The organism is Marinobacter sp. UBA3604 (assembly GCF_002375325.1).
GTDB lineage: Bacteria > Pseudomonadota > Gammaproteobacteria > Pseudomonadales > Oleiphilaceae > Marinobacter > Marinobacter salarius.
Window position 1 is genome coordinate 98,474 of the sequence record NZ_DFMB01000036.1, and the last position, 12,825, is coordinate 111,298.

The window sequence follows — 12,825 nt, forward strand, 5'->3', positions numbered from 1 at the left end:
TGTGATCTCCGCGAGGGCAGATGCCTTTTTTATGGTTTATTGTCAGCAGTCACGCAGGTGCCGAACAAATTCAGCGGCACCCTGGCTAAACACTTTAGCGTTTTACCAACAACGACGCATCTCAGGGTCACTTGAAATGAGACATTCCTGCATTTTCGCCGCCATTCCTCTGTTTGCCCTGACATTGGCCGGCTGTGGGCCAGACGACTCCTCCGACAGCAACTACATCAATCCGGCGGCCAGTGTGTCGTTGTCTTTCGAGAGTTTTGCCGTCGGGGACGAAGATGGCCTGCCACCGGTACTGCCACAGACCACTTTCTACGATGTGTATCGGGGCATTGAACCCGCCGACGGCGAGGATGACGAAGGCGTGGTCGCCCAGCTCCGCGATCGCTTCGAACTGCTGATGGGATTGACGCCAAGTGATGATGGGACAACCTACACCCACGCGCGAAATCCGATGGATTTCCTCCACTACGTTATCAGCACGAATCAGGTGAACACCTTCAATGATGGCCGGCGGCTGATGCGCGACAGCATCACTCAGGGCGAGGGTTCCCGTTACAATACTCCAGCCAACGATGCACTGATCCGCTTTACCGAAACCGGCGGCAACAATGGCGAACCGCCCGAGCCGGATCAGATCTGGGTGTACGTCCTGCTAGACTGGACCAGCAACCCGCAGCTCGACAAGGTTTTTCGGGCGGCCCAGTTTGTCGCCAGGGAACCCGCCGATGACGACACATCTCCCCCGGAGGTGAGCAGCGCAGTCTGGAGCGGCCGTTTTCACGGTCCGGATTTTTCCGTCAGCGGTTACAACCAGCCAGAGTATGCCGTCATCAGCCTGACGGGACGGGAATTTGGCAATGCGGAAATGCGGCAGGAGTTTATTGGCAACAAACGCGACACGCTGTCACTGACACAGACCTCGGGGATAACCATTGACGGTGAAGAGCCCGATTGTATACGGGTGGATGTGAACTATGAGAACGCCAGGGTACGTGTGTTCACATCCTCTGATGAGCCGCCCAGCACCACCAATACCGAGGGCACGACACCCAACCCTGCCCACTGCGGCAATCAGCAGAGCGGTGACGAGGCGATTGTCTACGAGTCCGTGGTCATCAGCGAGCGTCAGTAAATGGCCCGGTCCTGCATGTCCCAGTTCTTGAGGAACCCCTTCTTGCGGTCGATCATGCGCTCGTAGGTCGAGATCATGATGGCGGCGTGGGGGGCTTTGGTCAGTCGGAGGGTTTCAATGCGGCGCTCAAGTCGCGCCACTTCAGTACTGACCTGCTGGCAGACGTGTGACCGAACACTGTCGTGGTGGTCAAGCTTGACCGGGCGTGGCTGCTCCTGCCCAGACTGTGGCTGCGTGTGCTTATCCATGATCGTCCTCTTCCACTGAGTGTCCAATGATCAATACGCCGAAACCGATGATTCCGCCCATGTTTTAGTGGCTCTTTTTGGCCGGGCTGGAAGTCCTTTTATCCTTCTGTTTCGTCGGGCTTTTCCAAAGCCTCAGTACATACTGTAGCAGGCTTTGTCCACGTTGTATGATTTGGCGTAATTCTGAACAACTGTCGGACAAAACTCAATAAAAATGAATAGAGTTTCATATTTTTTGCAGCGAATACGACGCTGCTACCCAAACTACACGAACAAACCCCTGCTATAGTTCCCTTCAGATCACCATATATGCGCAGCCATTTGCCGTAACAGCCCCATTCCATCCCGGCCAGGAAGACCGCTTATGAACCAGACATCCGTTGCCGACACACTAAGGGAATACCTTTCCCTGCTGGAGCTGCTTGACGATGCGTACTGGGAGGCGAGCTCCATTCAGCACAAGGACATGCTTTACGACATCATCAGCATCTTCAGTCAGGAAGTGGCTGAGATCAACAAACTCAGCATCATGGACCACCATTACCCCTACGAAGTTATCACTGAGGGAATCCGGCGGGTGGTCCCCAAGCTGGAGCGGCTGGATGAAAGTCGGGAGGATGTGATCCAGCGAACCCAGACACTCACCGACTTCCGGGATATCCTGTCGTCAGTGCTGGGGATACTGGAGGAACAGCTGGCAACCCTTTAAGGGGTCAGGCCGCCACCAGGGGCCTGCGGTTTTCCGGTATCAACGGAAAACGGTCGCACACTGTGTAGACAAACCGCGCCAGCGCCGGCAGGTGGTGGCCAACAATGGGGATGCCGGTGTTGAGCAGGCTGACGGAAATGTCCCGGGCTGCATCGGCCCAGCACAGCTTGTTGATCAGACCAATGTGACCAAAGGCATGCCTGCTTTGCTGGCCCCAAAGCCCCACGGGGTTGCCTCCAAGCATCATGCCCGCACTGAAGCGCATGGGGATCATCATCGTGCGGTCAATCTGTAGCGAGCCAAACTGTTGGATGGAGCGCCTCACGGTCATCTCGCTGCAAATACGTTTGCCATTCCAGACCCCACCATTAAGCATCATCTGAAAGAAACGCCCCATTTCCTCGGCGGTGCCACACAGGTTGCCTGCAGGGATAACCGCCTCCTGGAAGCGGGGATCATTGGAGACTCGTTCCACGGTGCGTATATCGCCTCCCAGCGCCCGGTTCACAATCCAGGATACCGGAAAGCGCGGCGTTGGGCCGGTGGCATAGTTGCCGGCCAGCTTATCCACGTCTGCGGGTGCAATCCCATAGGTAAACCACTTCATACCCATGGGCTTGCGGAGGTGTCGGTCGATATACGCCTCAATGGTATCGCCGGTCACTTTCTCCAGTACCCGCTGCAACACAAAGCCCCCGGTGATGGCGTGGTACGCCACTTTGGCACCATCCACCTCCACCGGCTTCGCTTCACACAGCAGGCGCCAGATTTCGTCCCTGTCCCAGAGCACATCAATGGGGGTTTCCCGGGGAATCGCCGGAATGCCGCCACGGTGGGACAACACCTGGTGAATGGTAATGGTGCGCTTACCACCCCCCGCGAACTCCGGGCAGTAATACGACACCGGGTCCATCAGATTGACCAGTCCCTGTTCCGCCAGGATGTGGATGAGCAGGGCCGTGACTGCCTTGGAGGCGGAGAAATAGCAAATGGGTGTCTCGGTGGTCATCGGCACCTTCAGCGCGCCCACGGCGTCATGGGGCCCGTTGCCACTGGCATGGCCGATGGCTCGATGCAGGATCTGTTCGCCCCGGTGCCTGACCGACAGCTGTATCCCCGGATGCACTCCGGTTCGGTACAACCGCTCAACGCTGTGCCAGATGGCCTCGACAACCTCGGGGCTCACTCCGGCCAGCTCCGGTTTCTCGCCAGCCTCATCGCGGTGGGTTACTGACGCCAGGTCAGTGGGAACGGCGGAGGTGTGGAGCGCACGGCGGGCAATTCGGTTCATCGCTTGACCTTTGATTCCGGAGACTGTCTTTTCGCACATCCTGACGCTGGATATCACCCGGCACATTGGCCGGATAGCGGGCCTGGCTGCGTCAACTCATCCAGCACATCGTCTTCAGGGATTATGGGCTTCCTCGGTCAAGGGTGCCAGTACCACCTGATTGCGGCCATCGGCCTTGGCCTGATACATGGCCCTGTCGGCCGCCGCGCAGAGGGTATCGGCGCTTTCACCATGGTCGGGAAATACGGAAACGCCGATACTGACGGTCAGTGCGACCGTGTTGCCATTCCCCAGAGATTGTGGGGCATCACTCACCAGCCGGCGCAGTCGTTCTGCGGTATCCAGCGCCTCGCGATAGTCCATTTCCGGCAACAGGATAACAAACTCTTCACCGCCAAACCGACCGACACTATCCGCACTCCGCACGCTCTCTGCCAGCAATGCACTAACCGCCTTCAGCACGGCATCGCCGGCGGCGTGCCCATGGTCATCATTGATAGCTTTGAAGTGGTCAAAGTCGATCCACAACAGGGCCAACTCACGGTCGTAACGTTTGGCGCGGGCGATTTCCTCTTCCAATATGCGGGTCATCTCCCGCCGGTTCAGCACCCCGGTCAGCGAGTCACGGGTTGCCAGTTCCGACAGTTCTTCCTCCAGCTCCTTACGATCCGAGATATCGAGAATAATCCCCTCGAGTACCAGTTCGCCCTCACCTTCAACGCCCCGTCCACGCTCCCATACCCATATTTTCCGGCCATCCTTACGGGTTATCGGGTATTCAATGGAAAATGGCTCGGCGTTACCGATGGCGGATTCTACCGTTCGCAGGATGGTTTCATTGCAGGCTTCGTCGATGAGTTTTGCATAGCTGACCAGGCTGTTGTTCACCAGCTCGTGTGGCTCATAACCGGTCAACTCAAGACAACCGTTGGATACGGACAGCATGGTCCAGAACTCATCGTACCGGCAGCGGTAGGCCATTCCGGGCAGGTTGTCCATGATTGTGGATAGCTGGCGTTCACGCCATCGAAGGGTGTTCTCCGCTTCGCGGATATCGGTTATGTCCTGGCCGATAGCAATGGAGCCGGTGATCTCCCCGGCATCGTTCCGAAGGCTGCGTGAGTTCCACGAGAGCTGACGCTCGCGGCCGTTGCGAGTGGTAATCCAGGTTTCATAACCCACCACCTCGCCTTCGTCACGTAGGATCTCATTGGCCCTTTCGCGAATTCGCACCCGGTTCTCCTCTTCCGGGTACAACCATTGCCATATTGCATCCGAATCCATGACCTCTTCTCTAGGATAACCGCTGATATCTTCAGCAGCCTTGTTCCAGAGTACGACCCGACCCTCCGGATCCAGCACATTGATCCATACATTGGCACGCTCAATCACGCTTTCGCGGAACTGGTTCAATTCGCGAATCTCTTCCTGCTGACGGACGTTCAGAGACAGCAATGTTCGATCACTCACGAATTGACGGATCAACGACAGGAAAAGCACGAGCGCAGTCACAAGGACGAAGAACGCTCCTTTGTAGGTCTGGACCCGGCTCAGTGTCTCTGGGTCGGGAAACCACTGCTGTACCAGATAATCTGAAAACGTAATCCACAGCCATCCTACCAGCAGATAGATGCCGACAATCCATAGTGATCGCCGCAGTGGCATATGGCGCCCTTGAATCTTCTCCATTAAGTCTTTCCCCGGGTTCCGGCTGCTTCCCTGTCGGTGTGAACACCTCGGGCCAAAATCGAAGGCATTACACCCTGAAAATAGTCACAGACGGCGCTGCCGTCGAGGGAATATTGCAATTGATGAGGCATAAAAAAACCCGGAGGGTGTTTCCACCGTCCGGGTTGTGCCAGGCTTTATAAGCTTACTTCACCTGTGCGCGAGCCTCTTCAAGAATGCGGTTGAAGGTCTCGCTGGGCTGCATGATCTTGCAGACTTTCTCGGCCGGTGGGTGATAGTAACCACCGATATCGGCCGGATGGCCCTGGATCACACTCATTTCTTCCAGGATCTTGTCCTTGTTGTCTTCCAGTTGCTTCGACAGCTTGGCGAAGAAGTCCTTCAGATCCTTGTCGTCATCCTGGTTGGCCAGTTCCTCCGCCCAGTAACGGGCGAGGTGGAAGTGGCTGCCGCGGTTGTCCAGCTCACCGGTGTTGCGCGACGGCGACTGGTTGTTCTCCAGCAGGCGTTCAGTGGCTTTGTCCAGGGTCAGGCCCAGCAGGCGCGCCCGCTCGTTGTTCTGCTTTTCGCCCAGTTCTTCCAGGGAAACAGCCGTGGCCAGGAACTCGCCCAGCGAGTCCCAGCGCAGGTGATTTTCCTGCAGCAGTTGCTGAACGTGCTTCGGCGCGGAACCGCCAGCACCGGTCTCGTAAAGGCCGCCGCCGTTGAGCAGGGGCACGATGGACAGCATCTTGGCACTGGTGCCCAGCTCCAGGATCGGGAACAGGTCGGTAAGGTAGTCGCGCAGGACGTTACCAGTGACGGAGATGGTATCCAGACCACGAATCAGTCGCTCCATGGTCCAGCGAATGGCACGTACGGGCGACTTGATGAGGATGTCCAGGCCGTCGGTATCATGTTCCTTGAGGTACATTTCCACTTTCTTGATCAGCTCGGCGTCGTGCGGGCGCTCATCGTCGAGCCAGAACAGGGCTGGCATGCCGGTAGCGCGGGCGCGGTTAACCGCCAACTTGACCCAATCGCGGATTGGCAGGTCCTTGGTCTGGCAGGCACGCCAGATGTCGCCCTTTTCGACCTTGTGCTCGGTCAGCACGGCGCCGTCTTCAGCGATGACACGAACGATGCCGTCTTCCTTGATTTCAAAGGTCTTGTCGTGGGAGCCGTACTCTTCAGCCTTCTGCGCCATCAGGCCAACGTTCGGCACCGTGCCCATGGTGGTGGGATCAAACGCGCCGTGGGTCTTACAGAAGTTGATCACTTCCTGGTAGATGGTGGCGTAGGTGCTCTCAGGCATCACCGCTTTGGTGTCCTTGAGCTTGTTGTCCCGGGCCCACATCTTGCCGGAGTTGCGGATCATCGCCGGCATGGAGGCATCAACAATGACGTCACTGGGTACGTGCAGGTTGGTGATGCCCTTGACGGAATCTACCATGGCAATTTCCGGACGATGCTCATAGCAGGCGTGCAGGTCTTCCAGAATCTGCTCCTGCTTGGACTCCGGCAGTTGCTTGATTTTGTCCGTCACACTGGAAAGACCGTTGTTGGGGTTCACGCCCAGCTCGTCGAACAGTTCACCGTACTTGTCGAACAGTTCCTTGTAGAAGATCTTTACCGCGTGACCGAAGACGATCGGGTGGGAGATCTTCATCATCGTGGCTTTGACGTGCAGGGAGAACATCACGCCGGTCTTCTCGCAGTCTTCGATGCAATCATCGAAGAACTTGCGAAGTGCTTTGCAGCTCATGAACATGCCGTCCAGCACTTCGCCTTCCTGCAGTGCCAGTTCACTCTTGAGAACGGTCTGCTTACCCTTGGCGTTCTCAAAAACGATACGGGCGTTGGTGGCCTTGTCCAGTGTCAGAGACTGTTCGTTGGAGTAGAAATCACCGCCGCGCATGTGGGCCACGTGGGTGCGTGACGCCGGGCTCCACTCGCCCATGGTGTGGGGGTGTTTGCGGGCAAAGGCCTTGACTGCTGTGGGGGCACGACGGTCGGAGTTACCTTCACGCAGCACCGGGTTTACAGCGCTGCCCAGTACTTTGGAGTAGCGGGCATGGATTTCTTTCTCTTCGTCAGACTCAGGGTGTTCCTTGTACTCGGGAACGTTGTAACCCTGGTCATTAAGCTCCTTGATGGCAGCCCGCAGCTGGGGAATTGAGGCACTGATGTTGGGAAGCTTGATGATGTTGGCTTCCGGGTCCTTAGTGTAGTCACCCAGCTCTTTGAGGTCGTCCGGAACTTGTTGCTTTTCTTCCAGGTAATCAGGGAAGAGCGCGAGAATACGGGCAGCAAGCGAGATGTCGCTGGTGCCGAACTCGATGCCTGCGGGCTTGGCGTAAGTTTCGAGGATGGGAAGAAGTGACCGTGTCGCGAGGGCGGGGGCCTCATCGGTCAGTGTGTAAATGATCTTGGCTTTGGATGATGTCATTTTCGTCCTCAGGCTGATGGGTGAGTTCAGGACGGTCACCGCAGGGTCAGCCGTCTTGTGAACGTCTGGCTTGAGCGATGACTGATTCGGGAACTTTTGATAGACCTACTAAGATAGCATTTTTTTGCCAATTCTGGTTACGATCTTAGTATAAGAACCGACTAAAAGTTCGCTAAAAGCCGTTACAGGGTGATGAAAAGGCAGGAATTTACGAAACTTTCGGACATTTGGGTTTGGGAGTGTCGCGCTGGAGGTGGGGACAACCAAAACACGCTCAAGCACGTCCGTGTGGCGCTTGGGCTCCGCCATCCATGGCTCCGCACAGTTTTGGTTGTCCCCACCTCCAGCGCTCGGCAAACTCCTTGCATGCCCGCCACGGGGCCGATACAAGATTGGATTGGCCGAAGGCGTAATCCCCGACAGCCGATCCAACGGCAAATTCACCCCTTCGGCAACAACTCCACCTCTTCCAGGCAATCACGAATCCGGTCCAACGCCTCCGGATTGTCAAGAGCATCCCGGTTGTCGGCTTTGTTGGAACCGTTGATCAACCGTGCTACCGCCAGCTCCACCTTCTTGCCACTACGAGTGTAGGGAATATCCGGCACCTGGATGATGTGCTTGGGCACATGGCGGGGGCTGGCGCCCTGGCGGATGCGGGTTTTGAGGGTTTTCTGCAAGTCCTCGGTGAGGGTTCCTCCCTCCGCCGGGACCACCAGCAGGACCACTTCCACGTCGCCGTCGATCTGGCGGCCGACCACGAGGCTGTCTTTTACCTCTGCCACGGTTTCCACCTGGCGGTAGATTTCAGCCGTGCCGATTCTCACGCCACCTGGGTTCAGGGTGGCATCTGAACGGCCGTAGATGACGGCGCCGCCGTGTTCGGTGAATTCGATGAAGTCGCCGTGGGCCCAGACATCCGGGAAGGTGTTGAAGTAGGCGTCTTTATAGCGCTCGTTGCCGGGGTCGTCCCAGAAGGCGACGGGCATGGAAGGCAGCGGCTGCCGGCAGACGAGTTCGCCTCGACCGCCACTGACGGGCTGGCCGTCGTCGCCGTAGGCCACGGCGTCAACGCCCAGGAAGCGGCACTGGATTTCGCCACGGCGCACCGGCAACAGCGGTGTGGAGCCCACGAAGCAGCCGCAGATGTCGGTGCCGCCGGCGATGGAGCCCAGCAATACGTTGGGGGCGCCGTCGCTGTAGATCCAGTCATAGTCTTCCGGCAACAGGGGTGAGCCAGTGGAGAAGACGACTCTCAAGGCCGTCAGGTCCAGGTTTTTCGCCGGGGCCAGTTCAGCCTTGCGACAGCCGGCGATGAACCGTGCGCTGGTGCCGTAATGGGTGACTTTCTCGTCGGCCACCACCTGCCATAGATAGTTCAGGTCCGGGTAGCCAGGTGAGCCGTCGACCGTGATGACGGCCGCGCCAGTCAGCAGGGCAGACGCCTGCCAGTTCCACATCATCCAGCCGCAGGTGGTGAAGTACAGGAAGCGGTCGTCGGGGCCGACATCGCCATGGAGCATCAGTTCTTTGGCGTGGTTGACCAGCAGGCCAGCGTTGCCATGCACGATGCACTTGGGTTTGCCGGTGGTGCCGGAGGAATAGAGGATGTACACCGGGTGCTCCGGTGGCAACGGTGTGAAGGAGGGCGCCTGGCCCTGTCCCTCGGCAAGGGCCTCGTCCCAGTGGGTAACCTTGTCGCCAGCGACGGCGGGTTCGCCTGGCAGCTGTTCGATGCTGACAACGCAGCGCAGGCTGGGCAGGCCGTCAATCAGGCCGGCGAAGTCATCCTGGCGGTTGAAGACCTTGCCGCCATAGCCGTAGCCGTTGACCACGATCAGCGCTGCCGGCTCAATCTGGCCGAAGCGATCAAGGATGGCGCCCACGCCGAAATCCGGTGACGCGGAACTCCAGACGGCGCCCAGGCTGGTGGCCGCCAACATACCCACAAGGGCCTCATAACCATTGGTGACCACACCGGCCACGCGGTCACCCTGTCGAATCCCTTTGTTGCGCAGGAAGGCTTCCAGGGCACCGGTGTCCGCTTTCAATTCAGCGTAGGTGCGGCGCAGTACCGGGCGGGTTTCGCAGTAGGCCACAACCGCTTCGCGCTCGGCGTGGTCGCCTTCCGCCAACCGCAGCAGGTTGGCCGCAAAGTTGAGTTTCATACCGGGGAACCACTCCGCGCCGGGCATATCACGTTTGCCCAGAACGGCATCGACTGGCGTGTCGCATACCAGGCCACAGTAGTCCCATACCTTTTGCCAGAAGGTCTCTAGGTTCTCAATGGACCACCGGTGGAGGGCGTGGTAATCGGCAAACGGGCCGAAACCCTGTTGCTCCAGCCAACCCTGGAACTGGCCCATCTGGCAGTGTTTCAGTGTGTCCTGCGAAGGAGACCAGACCACTGGTGATTGTTCTGTGTTGCTCATCCGTCTCTCCTGTTGCTTACTGCATATGCCAGCCGTGACTGACCACAATGGATTGGCCAGTCAGTGCCGCCGAGGGGAAGGCCGCCAGGTGCACTGCCAGCTCGGCGACGTCTTCCAGGGTGGTGAATTTGCCATCGACGGTATTCTTCAGCATAACCTTACTGATGACCTCTTCTTCGGAAATGCCCAGCTCCTTGGCCTGCTCCGGGATCTGCTTGTCCACCAAGGGCGTTCTGACAAAACCGGGGCAGATGATGTTACTACTCACACCATGCTCGGCACCCTCTTTCGCCACCGCCCGGCACAGGCCCAGCATGCCGTGCTTCGCCGCCACGTAGGGCGCCTTGAGGGGAGACGCTTCCAGGGAGTGGACAGACCCCATATACAACATGGTCCCGCCCCCACTGGCGTACATCTGTTTGAGGGCTGCTCGCGTTACCAGAAACGCCCCGTCCAGATGAACATTCATCACTTTACGCCAGTCGGCAAAGGCCAGTTTATGCAATGGGTCGATATGCTGGATACCGGCGTTGGCCAGGGCCACGTCGAGGCCACCCCATTTTTCCACGATGGCGGCCACGCCTTGGTCAACCGCCTTCTCATCCGTAACGTCCATGGCCAGGGCCATGGCGGTGCCCCCTGCCTTTTCAATGGCATCAACGGCGTCCTGGGCGCTTTCCAGGGTGAGGTCGGCCACGGCCACCCGGGCGCCCTCACGGCCATAATGTTCGGCTATGGCCCGGCCAATTCCGCGCCCTGCCCCGGTGATCAGGGCTATCCGGTTTTCTAGACGCATGTTTCTCTCTCCTTAGTCGTAAGCCACGCTAGGCAGCCAGGTCGCGATTTCGGGCACCAGGAAGACAATCGCCAGAGCCACCAGCTGAATAATGATGAAGGGTATGACGCCCTTGTAGATGTCGGTCACCTTGATTTCCGGCGGTGCCACACCCTTGATGTAGAACAGTGCAAAGCCGACAGGTGGCGTCAGGAACGACGTCTGCAGGCACATGGCGAAGAGGATGGTGAACCACACCAGATCAAAGCCCAGTTGCTGAACCACCGGTGCCACCAACGGCAGGATGATCAGGGTGATCTCGACCCAATCCAGGAAGAAGCCGAGCAGAAAGACACCAAACAGGATGGTAAGAATCACGCCATAGGGGCCGAAAGGCAGTCCCAGCAGAGCGTCCTCGATAACCTGGTCACCACCCAGCCCCCGGAGGACGACAGAGAACGCCGTGGCACCCAGGAAAATGGCAAAAATGAACGCCGCCGTGCGGGTTGTCTGCTGCATGGAAGAGTTGAGCACTTTCATGCTCAGGCGACCCGACATCAGCGCCAACAGCAAAGCGCCCAATGCGCCAACACCGGAGGCTTCCGTTGGTGTTGCGATTCCGGCAAAGATAGAACCCAGCACGCCCAGAATTAACGCGGCTGTCGGCACAACGGCCTTTGCCACTTCCCAGACGATGCCCCAGGTCACTTTCTCAGTACCCTCGGGCACCGGCGCAATGTGCGGTTGCAGCATTGGGCGGATAATGGCGTAGGCCACGTACATGGCCCCCAGCATAAGGCCAGGAAAGAACGCACCCATAAACAGATCGCCAACTGACGCGTCAGGAACCGCCAGCCGATCCGCCATCAATACCAGCATGATGGACGGAGGAATCAGGATGCCCAGGGTTCCAGTCGCACAGGCCGTCCCCACAGCAAATCCCTTGTCGTACTTGTTCTCCATCATCACGGGCAGGGATAGCATGCCCAGCAGCACAACGGACGCACCGATGATACCCGTGGTCGCGGCCAGCAGTACGCCGATAACAATCACGGTTACCGCATAGCCGCCGCGAACAGCGCCAAACAGTTTGACCATACTGTTCATCAAACGCTCAGCCACCCCGGACTGGTCAAGCATGATGCCCATGAAAATAAACATGGGCAGAGCAACAAGAGTCTCGCTGTTTACAACCTTCCATATCCGCTCGGGCACGAGCCCCATGGAGGAGGAATAGTCAAACCACAGATTTGCTCCAAAATTCTCGACGGCGATTACACCGACAACGGTCCAGATAACTGCGGTGCCACCCAACACCCATGCAACCGGAAAACCGGTCATCAACAATGCTCCAAATGTCAGGAACATGCCGATTACGAAAAGGGTTTCAAGCTCCATCAGGACGCATCCTCTTTATTGTTATCCCCGGACTCGATCCGAATTGGCTTCGGAAAACCGAAAAGCAGAGCAGTGACTTTCAGCAGACGGGATAGCGCTGCCAGAATCAGAAGAACAAAAGACAGTGCCAGGATACTCTTGAGAATCCAGCGATAAGGAAGCCCGGCAGGCGCTTGGCTGGTCTCGCCCTGGGCCCAGGAACTGAAGGCATAGGGGATCATTTCGTAAACTGCCAGCCCGAGAAACGGTAACAGCAGGAATACAAGTCCGAGCAGTTCGATCCAGGCCTGGCCCCTGAGAGACAGGCGCTCATGGATCACATCGACTCTGACATGGTCATCCGTCACCAGGGTATAGCCCAACCCCAATAACCAGCCTGCACCGGCCAGATGCCATTGGACTTCTTCCAGAGTGACCGAACCCATGCCAAAGGCATAGCGACCTACCACTGCATAGATGATCACGCCGGTGACCACGATCCAGAGCCAGGAAGCACTCTTGCCTATTGCGGAAATTACACCGTCCATAAACTGGCTGAGCCAGGTCGTCGGGAATTCCGTGTGATGATGAATAAATTGACCGGCGTCCGACGCCGATGCATGCACATCGGGCGGTGAGCCTTTATCAGACACTGTCATACAACAGTTCCTCGTTCAGAAAGCCTGCCGTGAAACAAGGATGGCCCCGAAGGGCCATCCAGACTTAATCAGAGAA

At 57.8% G+C, this 12,825-nt stretch carries 10 protein-coding genes; 2 read left to right on the forward strand and 8 right to left on the reverse strand.

Annotated features, from left to right (window positions below; translation table 11 throughout):
* Nucleotides 1–136 precede the first annotated feature (136 nt).
* Nucleotides 137–1,141 (forward strand): hypothetical protein, encoded by a 1,005-nt coding sequence (locus tag B2590_RS10380; protein ID WP_286810530.1) that lies wholly within the window; start codon nucleotides 137–139, stop codon nucleotides 1,139–1,141.
* Here the strand turns inward: B2590_RS10380 and B2590_RS10385 are convergent.
* Nucleotides 1,135–1,389: a hypothetical protein gene (locus tag B2590_RS10385; RefSeq protein WP_286810531.1), complete on the reverse strand. Its 255-nt coding sequence runs from the start codon at nucleotides 1,387–1,389 to the stop codon at nucleotides 1,135–1,137. The genes B2590_RS10380 and B2590_RS10385 overlap by 7 nt on opposite strands.
* 364 nt (nucleotides 1,390–1,753) lie before the next feature.
* Here B2590_RS10385 and B2590_RS10390 point away from each other — a divergent pair, with 364 nt between their 5' ends.
* On the forward strand, nucleotides 1,754–2,098 hold the full coding sequence (locus tag B2590_RS10390; RefSeq protein WP_036207704.1) for a hypothetical protein: 345 nt from the start codon (nucleotides 1,754–1,756) through the stop codon (nucleotides 2,096–2,098).
* Between the two features lie 4 nt (nucleotides 2,099–2,102).
* On the opposite strand, the gene B2590_RS10395 is transcribed toward B2590_RS10390, so the two are convergent.
* From B2590_RS10395 to B2590_RS10425, 7 genes are all read right to left on the reverse strand, one after another.
* Nucleotides 2,103–3,389 carry a serine hydrolase domain-containing protein gene (locus tag B2590_RS10395; protein ID WP_286810532.1) on the reverse strand — a complete coding sequence of 429 codons (1,287 nt, stop codon included), beginning with the start codon at nucleotides 3,387–3,389 and terminating at the stop codon, nucleotides 2,103–2,105.
* Between the two features lie 114 nt (nucleotides 3,390–3,503).
* A complete protein-coding gene (locus B2590_RS10400; protein WP_036207711.1) occupies nucleotides 3,504–5,078 on the reverse strand; it encodes a sensor domain-containing diguanylate cyclase in 1,575 nt (524 codons plus the stop codon).
* Nucleotides 5,079–5,262: 184 nt separating this feature from the next.
* Complete coding sequence (locus B2590_RS10405; RefSeq protein ID WP_085678157.1) at nucleotides 5,263–7,506, reverse strand: NADP-dependent isocitrate dehydrogenase; 2,244 nt, start codon at nucleotides 7,504–7,506, stop codon at nucleotides 5,263–5,265.
* A 440-nt stretch (nucleotides 7,507–7,946) separates the two neighbouring features.
* Nucleotides 7,947–9,938, reverse strand: coding sequence for an acetoacetate--CoA ligase (locus B2590_RS10410; protein ID WP_286810533.1), 1,992 nt, complete (start codon nucleotides 9,936–9,938; stop codon nucleotides 7,947–7,949).
* Between the two features lie 16 nt (nucleotides 9,939–9,954).
* Complete coding sequence (locus B2590_RS10415; protein ID WP_286810534.1) at nucleotides 9,955–10,734, reverse strand: 3-hydroxybutyrate dehydrogenase; 780 nt, start codon at nucleotides 10,732–10,734, stop codon at nucleotides 9,955–9,957.
* 12 nt (nucleotides 10,735–10,746) lie between these two features.
* On the reverse strand, nucleotides 10,747–12,111 hold the full coding sequence (locus tag B2590_RS10420) for a TRAP transporter large permease (protein WP_075196367.1): 1,365 nt from the start codon (nucleotides 12,109–12,111) through the stop codon (nucleotides 10,747–10,749).
* Nucleotides 12,111–12,749, reverse strand: coding sequence for a TRAP transporter small permease subunit (locus B2590_RS10425; protein WP_075196368.1), 639 nt, complete (start codon nucleotides 12,747–12,749; stop codon nucleotides 12,111–12,113). Before B2590_RS10425 ends, B2590_RS10420 begins: the two co-directional genes overlap by 1 nt.
* Nucleotides 12,750–12,825: the final 76 nt, after the last annotated feature.